This window comes from Arthrobacter sp. P1_B9 (genome assembly GCF_056406495.1).
Genome location: NZ_JBFUAA010000010.1, coordinates 1 through 19462 on the forward strand (window position 1 = coordinate 1; position 19462 = coordinate 19462).

Annotated in this window: 12 protein-coding genes and 1 pseudogene; 5 read left to right on the forward strand and 8 right to left on the reverse strand. The window is 66.6% G+C overall.

Annotated features, from left to right (window positions below; all coding sequences use genetic code 11):
* The 7 genes and pseudogenes from AC1D1A_RS14335 to AC1D1A_RS14365 form a co-directional block, all read right to left on the reverse strand.
* Positions 1-342 (reverse strand): annotated as a pseudogene (locus AC1D1A_RS14335) (hypothetical protein); the annotation flags it as partial.
* Complete coding sequence (locus AC1D1A_RS14340; RefSeq protein WP_476849588.1) at positions 335-1258, reverse strand: AAA family ATPase; 924 nt, start codon at positions 1256-1258, stop codon at positions 335-337. The gene AC1D1A_RS14340 and the pseudogene AC1D1A_RS14335, both read right to left, overlap by 8 nt.
* Positions 1255-1905 (reverse strand): nucleotidyltransferase family protein, encoded by a 651-nt coding sequence (locus AC1D1A_RS14345; protein WP_476849589.1) that lies wholly within the window; start codon positions 1903-1905, stop codon positions 1255-1257. Before AC1D1A_RS14345 ends, AC1D1A_RS14340 begins: the two co-directional genes overlap by 4 nt.
* Positions 1889-2872 (reverse strand): XdhC family protein, encoded by a 984-nt coding sequence (locus tag AC1D1A_RS14350; protein WP_476849590.1) that lies wholly within the window; start codon positions 2870-2872, stop codon positions 1889-1891. Before AC1D1A_RS14350 ends, AC1D1A_RS14345 begins: the two co-directional genes overlap by 17 nt.
* On the reverse strand, positions 2872-5265 hold the full coding sequence (locus AC1D1A_RS14355; RefSeq protein WP_476948006.1) for an aerobic carbon-monoxide dehydrogenase large subunit: 2394 nt from the start codon (positions 5263-5265) through the stop codon (positions 2872-2874). Before AC1D1A_RS14355 ends, AC1D1A_RS14350 begins: the two co-directional genes overlap by 1 nt.
* A complete protein-coding gene (locus AC1D1A_RS14360; protein WP_476871527.1) occupies positions 5262-5843 on the reverse strand; it encodes a (2Fe-2S)-binding protein in 582 nt (193 codons plus the stop codon). The genes AC1D1A_RS14355 and AC1D1A_RS14360 overlap by 4 nt, the downstream gene beginning before the upstream one ends.
* 5 nt (positions 5844-5848) lie before the next feature.
* The gene (locus tag AC1D1A_RS14365; protein WP_476871528.1) at positions 5849-6727 is read right to left on the reverse strand and encodes an FAD binding domain-containing protein; all 879 of its coding nucleotides are present in this window, start codon (positions 6725-6727) and stop codon (positions 5849-5851) included.
* 131 nt (positions 6728-6858) lie between these two features.
* Here AC1D1A_RS14365 and AC1D1A_RS14370 point away from each other — a divergent pair, with 131 nt between their 5' ends.
* Both AC1D1A_RS14370 and AC1D1A_RS14375 read left to right on the forward strand, forming a co-directional pair.
* Positions 6859-7848, forward strand: a complete 990-nt coding sequence (locus AC1D1A_RS14370; RefSeq protein ID WP_476871539.1) for a LysR family transcriptional regulator — start codon at positions 6859-6861, stop codon at positions 7846-7848.
* Between the two features lie 115 nt (positions 7849-7963).
* Positions 7964-8281 (forward strand): DUF6457 domain-containing protein, encoded by a 318-nt coding sequence (locus tag AC1D1A_RS14375; RefSeq protein ID WP_476871529.1) that lies wholly within the window; start codon positions 7964-7966, stop codon positions 8279-8281.
* A 202-nt stretch (positions 8282-8483) separates the two neighbouring features.
* Here the strand turns inward: AC1D1A_RS14375 and AC1D1A_RS14380 are convergent, their stop codons facing one another.
* Complete coding sequence (locus AC1D1A_RS14380) at positions 8484-10832, reverse strand: FdhF/YdeP family oxidoreductase (protein ID WP_476948007.1); 2349 nt, start codon at positions 10830-10832, stop codon at positions 8484-8486.
* Positions 10833-11214: 382 nt separating this feature from the next.
* Between AC1D1A_RS14380 and AC1D1A_RS14385 the strand changes: the two genes are divergently transcribed.
* The 3 genes from AC1D1A_RS14385 (at position 11215) to AC1D1A_RS14395 (ending at position 19454) form a co-directional block, all read left to right on the forward strand.
* The gene (locus AC1D1A_RS14385; RefSeq protein WP_476948008.1) at positions 11215-12327 is read left to right on the forward strand and encodes an SDR family NAD(P)-dependent oxidoreductase; all 1113 of its coding nucleotides are present in this window, start codon (positions 11215-11217) and stop codon (positions 12325-12327) included.
* Positions 12266-13462, forward strand: a complete 1197-nt coding sequence (locus AC1D1A_RS14390) for a glycosyltransferase family 2 protein (RefSeq protein WP_253906778.1) — start codon at positions 12266-12268, stop codon at positions 13460-13462. The genes AC1D1A_RS14385 and AC1D1A_RS14390 overlap by 62 nt, the downstream gene beginning before the upstream one ends.
* A 613-nt stretch (positions 13463-14075) precedes the next feature.
* Positions 14076-19454, forward strand: a complete 5379-nt coding sequence (locus AC1D1A_RS14395; protein ID WP_476948009.1) for a peroxidase family protein — start codon at positions 14076-14078, stop codon at positions 19452-19454.
* The last annotated feature ends 8 nt before the right edge of the window (positions 19455-19462 follow it).

Genomic DNA, 19462 nt, shown 5'->3' on the forward strand with positions numbered 1-19462 from the left:
GCGTTCCCGCGGAACACGGCCGCGAAGACGGCATCGAACACGGGCACTTCTTCGCGCGTTCCCGCGGAACACGGCCGCGAAGACGGCATCGAACACGGGCACTTCTTCGCGGGCGGACACGAGCACCACGCGGCAGGTCCAGTAGAGCTGCTCAAGCCGGGCCGGGGGGATCAGGTGGAGCGCCTCGGCGAGCCGCGCCGCCCGGTCCGGCGAGGTCGCCAGGCCGGCCCTCCGGATGGCCGTGACGAACGCGGCGGACAAGGCGGCCGCCTCGACCAATGGCGGCTGCGGCGGCTGATCGGTGGCACTGTTGTTCTGGGCGGGGCCGTGGTCTTCAGCCATCGGTGCCGTCCACGAGCCAGGCCGCGCCGCGGGAGCCGACGAGTTCGAGGTCATCGCGGTTCTTGACGATGGAGCCCCACGTCTGCTCGGTGGTGCCGGGGTCGATCCGCTCCACCCCCAGCACGGCCAGGGCCGAGACCCAGTCGATTGCCTCGGAGATCCCGGGCGGCTTGGCGAGGTCCAGGGTGCGCAGCCGGGTGATGACGGCAGCGGCCTGGAGGGCCAGCGGGCCRCTGCTGGCAGGAACCCGGCGGCGCACGATCTCGGCAATCCGGGCGGGTCCCGGGTAGTCGATCCAGTGGTACAGGCAGCGGCGGGTCAGGGCGTCGTGAAGGTCCCGGGTCCGGTTGGAGGTCAGGATCACGATGGGGGGATGGGTGGCGCGGATTGTGCCCAGCTCCGGGATGGTGACGGCGGATTCGGCCAGCAGTTCAAAGGTGAAGGCCTCGAATTCGGCGTCGGCGCGGTCGATCTCGTCCAGGAGCAGCACGGCAGGCCGCGGGCCGGGATGTTCCAGCGCCTGCAGGAGCGGGCGCCGCAGCAGGTACTGGGAGGCAAACAGGTCCGTTTCCGTGACCTCGGTGTCGCGGACTTCGGCCAGCCGGATGCCGAGCAGCTGGCGCTGGTGGTTCCACTCATAGAGGGCCTCACCGGCGTCGATTCCCTCGTAGCACTGCAGCCGGTACAGCGGGGTGTCGAGGAGCTCGGCCAGCGCCTTAGCGGCCTCCGTCTTTCCGACCCCCGCCTCGCCCTCGAGCAGGATGGGCTGCGGCAGGCGGACAGCCAGGAACAGGGCCGTCGCCAGTCCGACGTCGGCCAGGTAGTTGGCCCGGTCCAGCGCGGCCATCAGCGATCCGACATCCGGGACCCGGCGCCGCACGTCCTCCTCCGCGCCAGCCCGCGCCGCCGCCGTCATAGGGCCCCCAGCAGCCCGGCAAGGAGGCGCCGGTAGTCGTCTTCGGTGTCGACGTCCGGGGGGACGGGGCCGGCTGTGCGGACCTCGACGACGTCGTCCGCCCGCTGTGCCAGGAGCTTCCAGACGGCTTTGTCCCCGTGCAGGGCGGCCAGGTCCGGCAGCAGGCGCCGGGCAAACGCCATCGGGTGGCCCACGCCGTCGTCGTAGCGGCACACCGCGATGCCGGCAGTGTGCGCAGGAGTGGGCTGCAGGGCGCCAAGCACTGCGCGGACGCTCGCGGCCCGGACACCGGGCTGATCGCCGAGCAGCAGGACGACGGCGCTGGTGCCCGGATGGAGGGCGGCGAGCGCCGTGGCGATCGAGGACGCGCACCCTTCGCCGAAGTCCGGGTTGAGCACCACATCGCAGCCGCTGGTGTCCACAGTGCGCTCCACGTCGGCCGCTGCGCCGCCCAGGGCCAGCACCGTCTGGCCGAAGCCACAGTCCCGGGCAGTCGCCAGGACGGCATCGAGCAGCACTCCGGCGCCGTAGGGCAGCAGCTGCTTCGGCCGGCCCAGTCGCCGGGAACCGCCCGCGGCCAGGATGATGCCGGCGGTCCGGGGCCCGGGGCTTTCTGCCGCCGGCAACGGGTCAGGTCGTAACGGCATAGCGTTCCGGATCTTTGCGGAAGGCGGCCCGGCAGCCGGGCGAGCAGAAGTAGACGGCGGCCCCTTCGTGAACCAGGTGCAGGGACGATTCGAGGGCCGGGACAGACATGCCGCACACCGGGTCGACCGCGCTCGCCGGCCCCGGTGGTGCCGGCTCGGATGGAACTGGCTCCGATGGTACTGGCTCCGTGCCGAAGCTCGTGGCGGCCGCGGCAGCGGACGCCAGGGGCGGGGCGGCGCGCCGCGCCCTGGACCGTTCACCGACCAGCTGGGCGAGGATGGACAGGGCGATCTCCCCGGGGGTCCGGGCGCCGAGTTGCAGCCCGGCCGGTGTGAAAACCCGCCGCCGCAGGGCGTCGTCGACGTCGAGGGATTCCAGGACGGCGGCGCCGCGGGTTCTACTGGCCACGAGGGCAACGTAGGGGACACCGGCCCGCAGGGCGGCTTCCAGGGCACGCTCTTCCGCTTTTCCGTGCGAGGCGACAATCAATGCCGCGTCGTCCCCGCGGGGATCTGCGGATTCGCCGTCCGTCAGTTCGACTTCGAGGCCGACGCCGGAGCCGAGCGTTTCCAGGGCCTGCGCCACCGGCGTCGTGCCCACCACCACGACACGGGGCGCCGGAATCCGCGGCTGGAGGAAGATCTCGATCGCCCCGCCGCTCAGGCACGGGTTGGTGACCTCGACGGCGCCTTCCTCCGCGGTGCGGGACGGTTCTCCGGGCAGCACCCGCAGCAGGAGGGGTTCCTGGGTGGCCAGGACCTGCCGGCTGTACTCGCGCACCGACTCCTCCACGCAGTTTCCGCCCACAAAGCCGTGGATCTCTCCGCCGGGCAGCACCAGGGCGGTGTCCCCGGCGTGGGCGCTCGTCGGATGCTGGGCGCGGACCACCGTGGCATGGACGAACGGCTCGCGGCGGCTGGCGAGTTCATCGGCCCTGGCGGCCAGGGATCCTGCGGTGGAGGCCATCAGATCGGCGGCCGGGCCCGGCCCTGCATGGCAGCCCAGACGCGGGCCGGGGTGCAGGGCATGTCCATATGTGTGACGCCGAACGGCGCCAGGGCATCGACAATAGCGTTGACGATCGCCGGCGGTGAGCCGACTGTGGCGGACTCGCCGATGCCCTTCGCCCCGATCGGGTGGTGCGGGGAGGGCGTGACAGTGAATCCGGTTTCCCAGTCCGGCACTTCCATGGCCGTGGGGATCAGGTAGTCCATGAAGGACCCGGCGAGGCAGTTGCCGTCCTCGTCGAACTCGATGATCTCCATCAGGGCCATGCCCACACCGTCCGTCAGCCCGCCATGCACCTGGCCTTCGATGATCATCGGGTTGATCCTGGTGCCGCAGTCATCCACCGCGATGAAGCGCCGCACTTTGACCTGCCCCGTGCCGGGATCGATGTCGACGACGCAGATGTAGGCGCCGAACGGGAAGGTCAGGTTCGGCGGGTCGTAGGTGACCTCGGCGTCGAGGTTTCCGTCCACGCCCTCAGGCAAGGCAACGGTGCCGTGGGCGCCCATGGCGATCTCGGCCATGGTCTTGCCGACGCTCGGATCGCCTTTGACGAACCAGCGGCCCTTTTCCCATTCGAGGTCCTCGGGGCGGGTCTCCAGCATCGCCCCGGCGATCAGTTTCGCCTTCTCGCGCACCTTCCGGGCTACAAGGGCCACGGCGCCGCCGCTGACCGGCGTCGAACGGCTGCCGTACGTGCCCAAGCCGAACGGCGTCTGGTCGGTGTCCCCGTGCACCACCTCGATGTCCTCCGGCGGGATGCCGAGTTCTTCCGCCACGATCTGGGCGAAGGTGGTCTCGTGGCCCTGGCCCTGGCTCTGCACCGAGATGCGCACCACGGCCTTGCCAGTGGGGTGGACGCGCAGTTCAGCGCCGTCGGCCATGCCGAGGCCCACAATGTCGAAGTGCTTCCTTGGCCCGGCTCCGACGACTTCCGTGAAGAAGGAAACCCCGATGCCCATGAGTTCCCCGCGTTCGCGTTTCTCGGCCTGCTCGCGGCGGAGGTCCTCGTATCCGGCGAGCTGCATCGAGAGGCGCATGGCGGCCTCGTAGTTGCCCGAGTCGTAGACCCAGCCGGTCTTGTTGGCATAGGGGAACTGCTCCGGCTTGATGAAGTTCTTCAGCCGCAGTTCCGCCGGGTCCATGTCCAGCTTGCGGGCAAGGATGTCGACCATCCGCTCCACGAGGTACACGGCCTCGGTAACCCGGAACGAGCACGCGTACGCGACCCCGCCGGGCGCCTTGTTGGTATAGACGCCGGTGACGGAGCAGTGGGCGGCCGCGAGGTCGTAGCTGCCGGTGAAGATGGAGAAGAATCCGGCCGGGTTCTTGGTGGGCTGGGCCGTGGCGTTGAACGCGCCGTGGTCGGCCAGCACGTGGGTGCGCAGGGCGAGGATCTTGCCGTCCCTGGTCGCCGCGATTTCGCCCTGCATGATGTAGTCCCGGGCGAACGAGGTCGACATCAGGTTCTCGGAGCGGTCCTCCACCCACTTGACCGGGCGGCCGGAGACGATCGAACCGACGACGGCGAGGATGTAGCCGGGATAGATCCCGACCTTGTTGCCGAAACCGCCGCCGATATCGGGGGAGACGATCCGGATCTTGTGCTCGGGGATGCCGGCGACGATCGCGAACAGGGTCCGGTGCGCGTGCGGTGCCTGGGTGGTCTCGTAGAGCGTCAGCTTGCCGTTGACGGCGTCGAAATCGGCGACGGCGCCGCACGTCTCCATCGGTGCGGGATGGACCCGCGGGTAGACGATCTCCTGGCTGACCACAACATCCGCGGAGGCGAACACCGCATCAGTTTCGGCCTTGTCGCCCATCTCCCAGTCGAAGATCCGGTTGTCCGTCCGGCCCTCGATCTCATCGCGGATCACCGGGGCGTCCGGGTCCAGTGACTTGCGGGCGTCCACCAGCGGGGGAAGGACTTCGTATTCGACGTCGATCAGCTCCAGGGCGTCCCGTGCGGCGTAACGGTCCTCGGCCACGACAAACGCGACTTCCTGCCCCTGGAACCGGACTTTGTCGGTCACCAGCACGGCCTGGACATCCGCCGATAGTGTCGGCGCCCACGCGAGCTTGAGGCCCAGAAGGTCCTTGCCGGTGATGACTGCGACCACTTTCGGATGCGCGAGGGCGTTGGTGGTGTCGATGGACACGAGCCGGGCGTGCGCCACCGGAGCGCGCAGGATGGCGCCGTGCAGCATCCCCGGCAGCACGATGTCGTCCACGTAGTGCCCCTTGCCGCGCACGAAGCGCGGGTCTTCCTTCCGCTGGATGCGGCCATAGCCGATCGGACGGTCCTCATCGCCTGCGGCCGGGTTTGACGGCCGGTCATGGATGACGGTCATGCCTTCACCTCCGTGTCTTCTGTTTCCGCCGTGACATCCGGGACGCGGGCATCCGGGACGGCGGTGTCCGTGTCGGCCAGGCCTTCCTCGGCTGCCGGCGCATCGTCCGCGCCGCCGCCGGCCGGGTGGGCGGCGGCCCACTGCACCGAGCGGACAATCGTGGCGTAGCCCGTGCACCGGCAGATCTGCCCGGAAATAGCCTGCCGGATCTCGGCGTCGTCCGGGTGCGGATTCTTATCCAGCAGCGCGCGGGCCGTGAGCATCATCCCCGGGGTGCAGAAGCCACACTGCAGCCCGTGCTCTTCCATGAAACCCTGCTGGACGGGGTCGAGGGTGCCGCCGCTGGCCAGCCCCTCGACGGTGCGGATGTCGTGCCCCGCGGCCATGGCGGCCAGGACGGTGCAGGACTTCACGGGCTGTCCGTCCATCAGGACCACGCACGTCCCGCAGTTGCTTGTGTCGCATCCCCAGTGCGTACCGGTGAGGCCCAGGACCTCGCGGATGTAGTGGACCAGGAGCACCCGGGGCTCAATCTCGCTCGTGACGTCGGTGCCGTTCACGGTCATGCTGATCTGCATCGGCTTCAGCCTTCCTGCATCTGGGCGGCGCGGGCACAGGCCCGCCGCAGTACCCGTTGGGTGAGCTCATCGGCGAGATGCCGCTTGTAGTCGACGGGGCCGCGCTGGTCAGCCACCGGATCGCAGGCCTCCGCTGCCAGCCTGCCCGCCTCGGCGAACAGCTCCTCCTCCGGATGCCGGCCGCGGAGCACGGCGGCGGCCCCGGCCAGGGGGTGGTCGAGGCCCAGGGCGGTGAGCCCGACGGCGGCGTCGTCGACAGTGCCGTCCGCGGTGAGGGTGACAGCGGCACCGGCGGCACCGACTGCCCAGTCTCCGACCCGGCGTTCGACCTTTTCATAGGCACTGCCCGACCGGGGGCGGATGCCGAACCTGAGTTCGCAGAGCAGTTCATCGTGCCCGACCGCGGTTTCATAGGGTCCGCGGTGGAACTCGGACATGGACAGGATGCGCTCGCCGCCCGGTCCGCGGATCACTGCCTCGGCGCCCAGGACATCACACACCGTGGAGAGGTCCTCGGCCGGGTCGGCCTGGCAGAGCGAGCCGCCAATGGTGCCGCGGTTGCGGACCACGGGGTCGGCGATCACCCGCTCGGCGTCCCGAACGATGGGGAACAGCCCGGCCACCTCGTCCGACTCGAGCAGGGTGGTGTGGCGCGTCAGGGCGCCGACCCTTAGCTTGTTGCCGTCACGGAGGATGAAATCGAGCTCGTATAAGTCATTGATGTCGATCAGCCATTCGGGCCGGGAGAGGCGGAGCTTCATCATCGGCAGGAGGCTATGGCCGCCGGCAACCACCCGCGATTCGGGTCCGTACCGGGCAAGGAGTTCCAGTGCGTTCTCCACCGTAGTGGCGCGCACGTAGTCAAATGGAGCCGGAATCTGCATAGTCCCTACCTCACTCCGAAAGGCCGGCGGCGTGGAGTAGCAGCTGCCTGGCGCCGGATTGAGGTCAGTCTTGCCCCGGCCTGACAGGGCTGTCAATATCGTCATAAGCGAAAGGTTATGAAGCCGTGGCGATGACATTGGGACAGTTGCGGACGTTCGCCCTGGTGGCCAAGCTGGGTTCCCTCCATGCGGCCGCCGTCCAGCTCGGAGTCAGCGAACCGGCAGTATCGACGGCGCTCGCCGCACTCAGGCAGGATCTGGGCGACCCGCTCTTCGTGCGCGCCCATGGCGGGATTGCGCTGACTCCCGGCGGCCGGGCGCTCGCCGAACATGCCCAGGACATCGTGGGACTGGCGGACCGGGCCCGGTGGGAGGTGGCACATGCCCAGACCGAGACCGGGCGCCTGAAAATCGTGGCGACGGCGCCGTTTGCCGAGCACGCGGCGGGGCGCCTGCTCGACCTTTTCACCCGCCGGGTTCCCGGGGCCTCCGTCGATGTGGTGGTGGAGGAGGCCGAGGACATCGCCTCGCTGATGCGGGAACGCGTCTATGACATCGCTTTGGGGGCCAGGCCCGCCGCCCGCAACGGCTCCCTCGCCAACGGTACTGGCGACGTCGGCATCGACTCCGTCCCGTTCCTGCGGTACCAGCGGATCGTCGTGGCGGCCGCCGGGCATCCGATCGCCGCCCTCCACGGGCCGGTCGCGCCGGCCGAACTGGTGCGCAGACCCTGGTTTGCCGGCCCCGCCGGCATTCAGGCGGCCAGCGAGGAGGGCCGGTGGCTGGCTGCCCAGTCGGTGGCGCCGGAGATCGTCCGGTTGAGCAGCGAAACGGAGGCCCTGGCCGCCGTCAGGGCCGGAGAGGGAACCATGCTGGCGCTGGGGCATATTGTCCGGGCTGAAATCCGCAGCGGTTCCCTGGTCCGTGTGCCGGTAGCCGGAACGCCGATCTCCGGACTCTGGTGGGCCAGTACCCTGGACCGCGGCCGGGCCACCACCATGGCGCGGACCCTCCAACGGTTTGCCGGCACCGCCGACGCCACCGCGGCCATGGTGGCCCCCGGCGGTTCCCGAGGGCTGGAACGGCGGGGATCCAAGTTCCACGTGGCGCTCTGGAGCTGAGGGGCCGCCTGCGTGCCACCTGCCGCCTGCCGCTGTGTCGCGTTGCGCAACGCCGGGGGCGGGTGCTACCCCTTGAGGGTTAGACGATCCATTCACCCTGCGAGAAGGAGTAGCAATGACGTTGTCCCGAGACGAAGACAGCTCGCTGCGGCATTGGAGCAGCCGGCTGATCCAGGCGCTGCAGATCCTCGACCTGGAAGTCGACCACGAAAAGATCGTCCAGGTGGCGGAGGAATCGGTCAAAGCCGTCGGGCCGCATGCGGACGCGATCAGTGCGTTCATCGTGGGCTACGCGGCGGGTACTGCGTCCACCAAGGGCCGCAAGGGCACGCAGGAGGCTGTGCACGCCGCGTCGAACAAGGTCATCGAGCTCTGCGAACATGGCGAGTCGGGCGGCCCGGACGAAGAAGGCTGGACCAAGAGGGCCCAGTAGCCCGCCCCGCGAGCACCCTGGAAGCACGCCGGACCTGGTGCACAGGGATCACGCCATGCGCGCGGTCCGCAGCCACTGGACATGCTCCGCGGTGGGGCGCGGGCATGGGCATGTTGGTGTTATGTCCACTCGCCGTGGCCGGGGCGGGGCATGTCCGGTGGTGCGGACTGGCCCGGCCCCGGCCAGTGGAACCGGGTGCCTACTAGGGCGACGCCACGCCGGCAGGGGCTGTTGCCGCGCCGTCGGGCGTCTGGTCCAGGCTCGGCTCGAGCCGGACGATGACTGCCTTCGAGACTGGCGTGTTGCTGCCTTCGGCCGTGTGGTTCAGCGGCACCAGCACGTTGGCTTCGGGGTAATAGGCAGCAGCGCAACCGCGTGCCGTGGGGTACGACACCACACGGAACTTGCGCACCACGCGTTCCTCACCGTCGTCGTATACGCCGCGGACGTCCACATATTGCCCGTCCGCAAGGCCGAGTTCGGCGATGTCGTCAGGGTTCACGAACACCACATGGCGGCCCTTCTTGATGCCACGGTAGCGGTCGTTGTGCGAGTAGATGGTGGTGTTGAACTGGTCGTGGGAGCGCATGCTCTGCAGGATCAGGGTTCCCTCCGGCCGTTCGACAAGTTCAAGATCGTTGGCGGTCAGCACGGCCTTGCCGGTGGGCGTGGGGAAAGTGCGGGAGTCGCGGGGACCGTGGGCGAGGACAAACCCGCCTTCCTGCCGGATCCGCTGGTTGTAGTCCTTGCAGCCGCCCACCACGCGCGAAATATGGTCCCGGATGAGGTCGTAGTTCTTCTCATAGCCGTCCCAGTCGGCCCTGATCTTGTCGCCCACCAGGAGTTTGCCCAGCCGGCTCACGATGGCCGGCTCCGAGAGCAGATGGTGGGACACCGGCTCGACGCTGCCCCAGGACGGGTGCACGGCGCAGACGGTGTCCTCCACCGACACGAACTGGGGACCGGATTCCTGGATATCGATCTCGGTCCGGCCCATCGTGGGGAGGATCAGGGCCTCGCGGCCCGTCACAGTGTGCGAGCGGTTCAGCTTGGTCGAGATTTGCACCGTCATCTCCGTGTTTTGCATCGCAGCCTCGGCGGCGTTCGTGTCCGAGATGGCACCCACCAGGTTGCCGCCCAGGGCGACGAATACCTTGATTTCGCCTGCGCGCATCTTGTTGATGGTCTCGACGGCGTCCGCGCCGTGTTCGCGGGGCGGCTCGAAGTCGAACTCCTCGCCGAGGGCCTCCATGAAGGACTGCGGCATCTGCTCCCAGATGCCCATGGTCCGGTCGCCCTGCACATTGCTGTGCCCGCGGATGGGGGAGGCGCCGGCGCCTGGCTTGCCGATATTGCCGCGCAGCAGCAGGAGGTTGATGATCTCCTTGATGGTGGCAACACCCTTCTTCTGCTGGGTGATGCCCATGGCCCAGGTGATGATGACTTTCTCGGCCTTGAGGTAGCGGGCGGCCAGCTCATCGATGTCCTCGCTGCGCAGGCCCGTGGCCTCAAGCACTGTGCCTTCATCCAGCCCGGCGAGGTGTTCCTTGAGCTCCTCGAGCCCCTCGCAGTGTTCGGCCAGGAAGGCGTGGTCCAGGACCGTCCCGGGGTTCTTGGCCTCGGCGTCGAGCACGCGCTTGGACACGGCCTGCAGCAGCGCCATGTCCCCGCCGATCCGGATCTGGAGGAACTGGTCCGCGATCTGGACGCCGTGACCGACGACCCCGTTGACCTGCTGCGGGTTCTTGTACCGGCGCAGGCCCGCTTCGGGGAGGGGGTTGACGGCCACGATCTCACCGCCGTTGCGCTTGCACGCCTCGAGTTCGGTCATCATCCGGGGGTGGTTGGTGCCGGGGTTCTGGCCCATGATGATGATCAGGTCGGCTTTGGCGTAGTCGTCGAAGCTGACCGTCGCCTTGCCGATGCCGATGGTCTGGCCCATGGCCCAGCCGGAGGATTCGTGGCACATATTGGAGCAGTCCGGCAGGTTGTTGGTGCCGTAGCCGCGGACCATGAGCTGGTAGAGGAAGGCAGCCTCGTTCGAGGTCCGGCCGCTCGTATAGAACGCCGCCTGGTCGGGGGAGTCCAGACCCTTGAGCTTGTCGGCCACGAGCCGGAGCGCCTCGTCCCAGCTGACCGCCTTGTAGTGGTCCTCGCCGGCGGCCTTGTACACCGGTTCGGTCAGGCGGCCCTGCATGCCAAGCCAGTACTCGGTCTGGCTGCGCAGGTCGCTGACGGCATTCTCGGCCCAGAAAGTTTCGGGAACCACCACCGGGGTCGCTTCCCAGGTGACCGCCTTGGCCCCGTTCTCGCAGAACTCGAATGCCTTGCGGTGGTGGGGATCCGGCCACGCGCAGCTCGGACAGTCGAAGCCGTCCTTCTGGTTCATCGCCATGACGGTCTTGCGGGTCCGGTTCAGCCCCATCTGTTCGATGGCTGGCTTCATGGAGTGGTACACGCCCGGGACGCCGGCGGCCCAGCTTTTCGGCCCGTCTCCGACGACGAGATCCTTTTCGGACGGTTCCTCGATGTGAGGAGTCTTGCGAGTCACGTGAACTTCCCTTCTGCAACCACCACCCGGATGGGGCGGCGTGCTGATCTGCCACTCTGCACCTTACCGTCAGGCCTATCAGCTTGATCGGAGCGCCGCAAGCAATTGACCGGCCGGTGCCCGTAGGCAAGTCCTCCTTACCAAGTAGCGCTCACGCTCATTTACAGGTACCAGCTACTCGTGTTGCCGAGAAAGAAGCCGTGTGTTGTTGGGGTGGAAGGTCTCAGTGGGGGAAAACCAACGGATTCCAGGGTCACGGCCCTGCGGCATGCGGGTTATTCATTTGCGTTCGGCCGCCTCCTGGCGGAGCCGAAGAGATCTGTCCTGCGATGAATTTGCTCAATAAGAAGCCGAACAATTTTGTGAACATGGGGGCAGTGCGATGGAAAAGATTTGGGCCGACCGACTACTTGGCAGAGAGTCGATGCACGTTTACGGGTCTGCTGCGAAAGCTTTGATCCAAGGCAGAATCATCCTCGTGACGGGCGCCGGGGGTTCCATCGGCTCAGAGATCGTGCGCCAGATGCATACGCTGGAAGCTGGCAAGGTCTTCTGCATCGACGACGACGAGTTCGCCCTTTATAACCTGCAAATGGACCTGGAAGGCCTGGCGCTGCTGGACGACGACGTGTACCGGCTGGCCGACATCCGGGACGAACAGCTCATGCGGCGCATCATGCAGGAGGTCCACCCGGATGTCGTCTTTCATGCCGCAGCCCACAAGCACCTGCCGCTTCTCGAGCGGGCACCTGAGGCAGCAGTCAAGACCAACGTCTTTGGAACCCAGTCCGTAGTCCGAGCAGCAATTGCTGCAGGTGTCAGCAGGGTTGTCAACATCAGCACAGACAAGGCGGCCAATCCGACATCGGCATTGGGATGGTCCAAGAGGCTCGCCGAGCACGTGGCCGGCAAGTATGCCGGCACCTCAGAGACCAAACTGGCAAGTGTCCGGTTTGGAAATGTTCTTGGCAGCCGAGGCTCCTTCCTGCCCACGCTGATGACTCAGATTGAGAGGGGACAGCCGATCCGGATCACCGATCCCGGTGTCGCACGCTACTTCATGACCATCCCCGAAGCAGCCGGCCTGGTGATCGAAGCCGCTTGCCTCGGTTCCGGCGGGGAAACGTACGTGCTGGACATGGGCGCCCCTGTGCGGATCGAGTCGCTGCTGCGCCGGTACGTCGAAATGGTTGACTGCCCGATGCCTGCAGTTGAGTACACCGGCCTGCGTCCCGGCGAAAAGATGTCCGAGGAACTTTTCGACATGCGCGAAACCCACTACGCCACGCCTCATCCGCGCATCCTGAAGGTCGATGTTGGAACCTATCCGATTGACCCTGCACTGGAACTTCTTCGCGAGCTCGTCGATCACGGCGCGCATCCTGCACTCGTTCGCGAGGCCCTCGAATTCAATACGGCCGGAAAGGTAAACGATGGACTGGACAGCCTCTCTTCTGGCGCTCTTGGCACTGCCACTTCTCGCAGTCTTAGTTGACGCTGTCGGGGCGGCCCGCAGCAGCCGCTTCGGAACGGCGGTCCGGGAAGCCGGCAGTGAGTCGCTTCAGGGTTTGTCATTCGACGTGCTGGTTCCCATCTATGGCGATATCCGCTATTTGACAAACGTCGACTTTCTCCACAGCTACGGCTCCCAGGTCATCCTCTGTACGACCTCCGGTGAGTCCGACGGCTTCAGGCAGTCGCTCGACCAAATTGCGACGACTCATGGTTTCCGGGTATTCCTCAGCGATTACGTTGCGCCTTCTGCCGGAACTGGTCGCCGAACTGGCGGTACAGTCCGTGACCGAGTCATTCGGGACGCACTGGAATCTGCCGTTGACGCTGAATACGTCGTATGTCTGGATGCGGACACGACGTCGGTCCGCCCGCTGTCAGAGCTGGTGGGAGAGCTTCGGAGGCGGGGTGACGATGTCGCCTCCATTGAACTGGTGCCGCAGGCGGAGGGTCCCGCCTTGGTCCAGTTGCAGCGGCATGAGTACCGCCTGGCCATGCGCCTCAGGTTCGTCATGCCGTGGCTTCTGAGCGGGGCATGCCACGCAGGAACAACATCCGCAATGCGTGCCATCATGGCGCAGCATTCACTCTTCTTCCAGGGGAATGATGTTGAGACAGGACTGCTCGGTGAGCGCCTTGGATACCGTATGACACACATTCCGTTCGCCGTGAACACGGAGGTACCAGCGACGCTGCGGGCCTGGTGGCGGCAGCGCCTGGCCTGGGCGGGCGGGGAATTCCGCTTGTATATTGTGAATATCCGCTTCTGCTTTTGGCATCCGTTCTTCTGGACATACGGCAGCGTCGTACTGTTTGCTTTTCTCCTTCTTCGGTGGGAAGCGCTCGTGCATCCCGGGCTGTCACTGCTGGCCGCGGCCGTTCTTTACTTCGGCATGATTTATGGCATCCACTGGAAAAATCGGAATCGCTGGCTTTTGCTGATGCCTTTCTACACACTCATCACAAGCTTGATCATTCTGCCCCTCGGCATGGTTTGGTATTTTGCCATGGCAATTCCTGAGAAGAACTTCGGACTCATCAGGTTTCGCCGCGGCTCTGGCGGTTCCCGTGCGACGAGCCCACGGCGAAGGAACGCAGTGGGTGTAGCCGGCACATAGCCAGGGTGCCCTTGTCCCTCAAGCTCGCTGCTCGCGGCTCGGCCAGCCAGCGGCATTCGAGCGCCCACCGTCGCCCGCTGGTCCAGAAGGGTCAAACGGTCGCAAAGCCCCCGGGTCTGCCCAGGCAACCCGGGGGCCTATGCCGCCACTATCGAGTGCACCGTCCAGCTCCTGTGCGGGCCACCATTACCAGCACCACCTTGGCGCAAGCTGGGGATCTGCTGTGCGCCGGCCTCAGGTAGCGGAGGCCAAAAAACGGGTCCTCGGGGGGTATCCGTTACTCGGCCGTTATTCGTCGACAGTACGCCCGTGCGGTCGTTCCCGCGTAGGCTGCGGCAGCGCCGTCGAGCACAGGGCGAGTAGCCCAAAGCGTCTGCGCACGTAGCCCCAGAGCATGGTCCGGGTGGCCAGAGGCCCCGGAAAGCACCGGACTGCGGTCCGGATCCGAAGTTACCGACCGGTCCCAGTTTTCCCCAAGGAATCACCCAGCACTGTTGCACCATCACTCACTCTAAGAGGCAGGTGTGCAATGAATTTGTTCGCATGCAGGAAGGTTGAAGGCCAAAGACGTGCCTTTAGCCGGCCGACCCGCGCAGTAGCGGCAGGGACAGCGATGACCTTGCTCAGTTTTGTTGGACTCACCACAACGGCGCTTGGCGCCAGCGCCGCGCCGGCACCCGTCGGCGCAGGCTTCACCGTCACCGCGGCCGACCTGGCCTATATCCTCAAGCAAATCAAGATCGCCGAGGCGCACGTCGCGAATACGACGTCGGCGACCGGCCCTTGCGGGGCGCTGGTCGGGCCGGGCCCCAACCAGATCCCGGACGCCCTCACCTCCTACGGCCTCCGTACGGTTGACGGCTCCTGCAACAACCTGATCAAGGGCCGCGAAACGTATGGGGCCGCCGATCAGCTATTCCCGCGTCACGCGACGCCGTCGTTTAACACCGCCGACGCCGTCCCCGCAGGGTTCGGCCCTGCCGGCACGTCCTCCTACGCACAGAAGTCGGGCAATGTGTTCGACGCCCAGCCCCGCCAGATCAGCAATCTGATCGTGGACCAGACCTCCACCAATCCAGCCGCCGTGGCTGCTGCCGGGTTCCCGGTCCGGACCCAGGGCAACCCCGGTCTGTTCCCCTGCACCACTGATCCTGACCCCTTGGCGACTCCGCCGGTCGAGGCTGTGCCGGCCGGCTGCGTCCCCACGGGTGACACGCTGTTCATCCCCAACGTCACCACCGACGTCGGCCTCTCCCCGCCGTACAACTCCCTGTTCACCCTGTTCGGTCAGTTCTTCGACCACGGCGTGGACCAGACGGTCAAGGGCGGCGGAACGGTGTTCGTGCCGCTCAAGGCCGACGACCCGCTGATTACCGTAGGCCCTGATGGCAAGGCCGGTACCGGTGACGAAGTGGCCCCCAACAGCCCGAACGCGTTCATGGTCCTCACCCGGGCCCAGAACCAGCCCGGCAACGACGGCATCCTCGGCACCGCGGATGACGTCCAGGAAGCCGCCAACACGGACTCGCCCTACGTGGACCAGTCCCAGACCTACACGTCCCACCCCTCGCACCAGGTGTTCCTGCGGGAGTACATCAACAACGCCGCCGGCAGGCCGGTTTCAACCGGCAAGCTCCTGGGCGGTCCTGCCGGCCCCACCGCCGGCGGCATGGCCACGTGGGCGGACGTCAAGTCGCAAGCAGCGATCTTCCTTGGCCTCAAGCTCGAGGACAAGGACGTCACCAACATCCCGATGATCGCAGCTGACCCGTACGGCAAGTTCATCCCCGGCCCCGCCCGGGGCCTGCCGCAGTACGTCACGCTGACCGGACTCGTTGAGGGCAACACGGCAAATCCTGTCCCGGTGCCGGCAAACGTGCGGTACTTCGACACTCCGTTCCTGACCGACATCGCGCACAACGCCGACCCGTCGCCGCAGGACGCGGACCACAACCCTGCCACGCCGCCCGTCGCGCCCACCCCGGACAGCGACAACACGGCCTCGGCAGATTTTGCGAACCAGCCCGCCGGGACTTACGACGACGAAATGCTCAACGCGCACTTCTGTGCCGGTGACGGCCGCGTCAACGAAAACATCGGACTGACCACCATCCACCAGGTGTTCCACTCCGAGCATGACCGGCTCGTCGCGGACATCGAGAACACCCTGACCAACGACACTTCGGCCAAGGGCGTCGCCGCACTGGCGGAGTGGAAGCTGGCTGCCGGTGCCAACGGCTGGAACGGCGAACGCCTGTTCCAGGCGGCACGGTTCATCACGGAAATGGAATACCAGCACCTGGTGTTCGAGGAGTTCGGCCGCAAGGTCCAACCCGCGATCCAGCCCTTCCACGTCTACCACACGGACCTCAACGCGGCCGTGAGGGCGGAGTTCGCCCACGCGGTCTACCGCTTCGGCCACTCTATGCTGACGGAGACGATCTCGCGCACCAACGCGGACGGCACCGACAACTCCATTTCCCTGCTCCATGGCTTCCTGAACCCGCCCGAGTACACCAACGGCGGATCGGCGGGGTCCCTGACCTCGGAAGAGGCCGCAGGCAGCATCGTCATGGGCATGAGCGACCAGGTCGGCAACGAACTCGACGAGTTCGTGACGGGCACGCTGCGCAACAACCTGCTGGGTCTTCCCCTGGACCTGGCGACGATCAACATGACCCGTGCACGTTCCGAAGGCGTCCCGCCGCTCAATGAGCTGCGGCGCCAGATCAACGACGCCACGGGCGACGCTCAATTGGCTCCGTATACGAGCTGGGCCGACTTCGGGCAGAACCTCAAGCACCCGGAATCGCTGGTCAACTTTGTTGCCGCCTACGGCACCTACCCGACCATCACCAGCGAAACCACGCTGGCGGGCAAGCGGGCAGCGGCCAAGGCAATCGTCGATCCGGGCACCCTGGCGACTCCTCCCACGGCTGACATGAGCGACTTCATGAACAGTGCCGGACCGTGGGCCACTCAGGAGACCGGCCTGAACCGGGTCGACCTCTGGGTTGGCGGCCTGGCGGAGAAGACCAACCTCTTCGGCGGACTCTTGGGCAGCACGTTCAACTACGTGTTCGAGAACCAGATGACCGACCTGCAGAACGGTGACCGCCTGTACTACCTGGCGCGCACGCCGGGCATGAACCTGCGGTCGCAGCTGGAGAGCAACTCCTTCGCGGAGATGATCATGCGCAACACCAACGCGCACTCGCTCAAGGCGGATGCTTTCGGAACCGCCGACTGCAAGTTCCAGCTGGGCAACCTGGCCGGTACACCGGCCGGCTACACGGCCTCGGGGGCCACGGTCGCCGACGACCCGACCAGCGAGTGCAAGGAGAACCTGCTGCTCCTGCGCAAGCCGGACGGCACCATCCAGTACATGGAGAAGAACACGGTCGATCCGAGCGGCATCAACGGCCAATCGGTGTACAACGGCACCGCCAACGCTGACCGGGTCACCGGCGGCAACGACAACGACACGTTCCTCGGCAACGAAGGCGACGACGTCATTGAAGGCAATGGCGGCGACGACATCGCACTCGGCGGCGACGGCAACGACAGGATCACCGATCTGTCCGGGGCCGACGTCCTCAAGGGCGGTCCGGGTAACGACTACCTCAACTCCGGTATCGGAGACGACATCAACATGGGCGGCGACGGCCAGGACTTCACCAACGGCGGAGCCAACGACAACGAAACGTTTGCCGGCGAAGGAAACGACTTCGTGCAGTCCGGTGACGGTGCCGATGCGACGTTCGGTGACGGCGGCGATGACTGGATCCAAGGCGGTTCCGGCCAGGACCTGCTGATCGGCGATCACGGTGCTCCGTTCTTCGACGACCCGGCCCAGACGAAGCCCGGAAACGACATCTTCGTTGGACAGGTTGGCGAGAACGACTACGACGCCGAGGGTGGCGACGACATCATGACGTCCAACGCGGCCATCGACCGCTACGCCGGTGCTGCCGGCTTCGACTGGGCCACGCACCAGTACGACACCGTAGCAGCCGACGACGACATGAAGATCAACAACAACCTCGTTGGTGTTCCGCTGCCCGTCGTGGTCAACCGCGACCGGTGGCAGGAAGTGGAAGCCAACTCCGGTTCCAAGTTCGACGACGTCATCCGTGGCGACGACGCAGTGCCCAGCACCGTAGGTGGTGCAGGCTTCAGTGGCTGCGACGTCCTCGACCAGACGGGCATCAACCGGATCGCCGGCCTGCAGGCTATCCTGCCGGCACCGACCACCCCGCTTGCGCCGGTCGAGGCACTCTCACCGATGGGCGTCTGCCCGCTGACCGGTCCGGTCTGGGGCGACGGTAACATCCTTGTCGGCGGCCTCGGCAGCGACAAGCTCGAGGGCAGGGGCGGCAACGACGTCATCGACGGCGACCGGTACCTGAAGATCCGCATCAGCGTGCGGGACAACGCGGGCGCAGAGATCGGCACCACCGACCTCATGGAGCGCCCGTACCAGGCAGGTAACCCGCAGACCCTGGCGGCCGCAGTAGCGGCCGGCGTCGTCAACCCGGGGAACCTGGTGGCTGTCCGCGAACTCGTCACCCCCACCGCCCTCGAAACCGCGGGCAACCGGGACGTCGCGATCTTCTCCGGACCGCGGGCCAACTACACCATCACCACGACAGGCGGCACCGGCACCATCGGTTCGGCTGGCTCAACCACCACGGTGGTGGACAACGTTGGAGTCGATGGCACGGATACGATCCGCAACATCGAGTTCCTGCAGTTCTCCGACACCGTACTGCCAGGCGCTCCGGTCATCGGCACGGCAACCGCCGGCCCCGGGCAGGCAACGGTTCGCTGGACGGCCCCGACGGTCGGGCCTGCCGACGCCTTTTCCGTGAAGGTGCTCGACGTGACGACTAACCCGGCCGGCGTCCAGGTCGGTGCCCTGCGCACCGCTCCGGCAGGCGCCACCAGCCTGGTGGTAACCGGCCTGACCAACGGATCCCAGTACCGGTTCCAGGTGCTGGCCAGCAACGCCCTCGGTGACAGCCCGTTCTCGGCACTCTCCAACACGGTGAGCCCGACGACGGCAACCGTACCGGGAGCGCCCACCATCGGGACGACCACGGCAGGGAATGCCTCGGTGACCGTGAGGTGGACCGCTCCGACGAACACCGGCGGATCGCCCATCACCGGCTACTCGGTGCGGGCCTTCGCCGGAACTGCCCTGATCAAGACGCAGGCAGTCACCGGAAACGTCGGAAGCGTCCTCGTGACGGGCCTGACCAACGGGACGGCGTACACGTTCGACGTCGCCGCAGTCAACGCAGTGGGTACGGGCGGATTCTCAGCCCGCACCGCAGCGGTGACACCACGTACCGAATTCGTGGCTCCCACCCTGACCGCGCGGTCCCCTGCACCGGGGGCATTGTCGGTCAGCCAGGGCGCCAACGTGACGGCAACGTTTAGCGAAGCGGTGACGGGGGTGACGGGAACGAACTTCCAACTGCGGCAGGGCACCACGGCGATCGCCGCCGTCGTTTCCTACAATTCGCTGACCCGCGTCGCGACGCTCAACCCGGTGGCAACGCTGCCGGCAGACCGCCTCTACACCGTGACTGTCTCCGGCGTCCGTGACCTTGCGGGCAACACGATGGCGACGAGCACGTGGACGTTCACGTCGGGACCTCTTCCGGTCATCACCTCCACGACCCCCGCTTCGGGAGTCATAGGGGTGCTGCGGAACAGCAACACGACGGTGACGTTCAGTGAGCCCATCACCGGATTCGCCGCTGCCGGCAGCGTCCGGATCGTGCGGGCCTCCACCGGGGCCGACATCGCGGTCGCGGTGACGTACAACGCCACAACCAGGGTGCTGACAATCAACCCCAGTGCGACGCTTCTCGCCAGCACGCAGTACAGGGTCATCATCACCGGTGGCACCACCCGGATCCGCGATCTGGCAGGCAACCCGTTGCCCAGCCGTTCATGGACATTCACCACGGGAACAGCACTGTAACAGCAGTC

Coding starts and splice junctions, on each gene's coding strand:
- AC1D1A_RS14390 (WP_253906778.1), top strand. CDS start 12,266: ATGGACTGGACAGCCTCTCTTCTGGCGCTCTTGGCACTGCCACTTCTC.
- AC1D1A_RS14360 (WP_476871527.1), bottom strand. CDS start 5,843: ATGCAGATCAGCATGACCGTGAACGGCACCGACGTCACGAGCGAGATT.
- AC1D1A_RS14345 (WP_476849589.1), bottom strand. CDS start 1,905: ATGCCGTTACGACCTGACCCGTTGCCGGCGGCAGAAAGCCCCGGGCCC.
- AC1D1A_RS14385 (WP_476948008.1), top strand. CDS start 11,215: ATGGAAAAGATTTGGGCCGACCGACTACTTGGCAGAGAGTCGATGCAC.
- AC1D1A_RS14395 (WP_476948009.1), top strand. CDS start 14,076: ATGACCTTGCTCAGTTTTGTTGGACTCACCACAACGGCGCTTGGCGCC.
- AC1D1A_RS14355 (WP_476948006.1), bottom strand. CDS start 5,265: ATGACCGTCATCCATGACCGGCCGTCAAACCCGGCCGCAGGCGATGAG.
- AC1D1A_RS14375 (WP_476871529.1), top strand. CDS start 7,964: ATGACGTTGTCCCGAGACGAAGACAGCTCGCTGCGGCATTGGAGCAGC.
- AC1D1A_RS14365 (WP_476871528.1), bottom strand. CDS start 6,727: ATGCAGATTCCGGCTCCATTTGACTACGTGCGCGCCACTACGGTGGAG.
- AC1D1A_RS14370 (WP_476871539.1), top strand. CDS start 6,859: ATGACATTGGGACAGTTGCGGACGTTCGCCCTGGTGGCCAAGCTGGGT.
- AC1D1A_RS14350 (WP_476849590.1), bottom strand. CDS start 2,872: ATGGCCTCCACCGCAGGATCCCTGGCCGCCAGGGCCGATGAACTCGCC.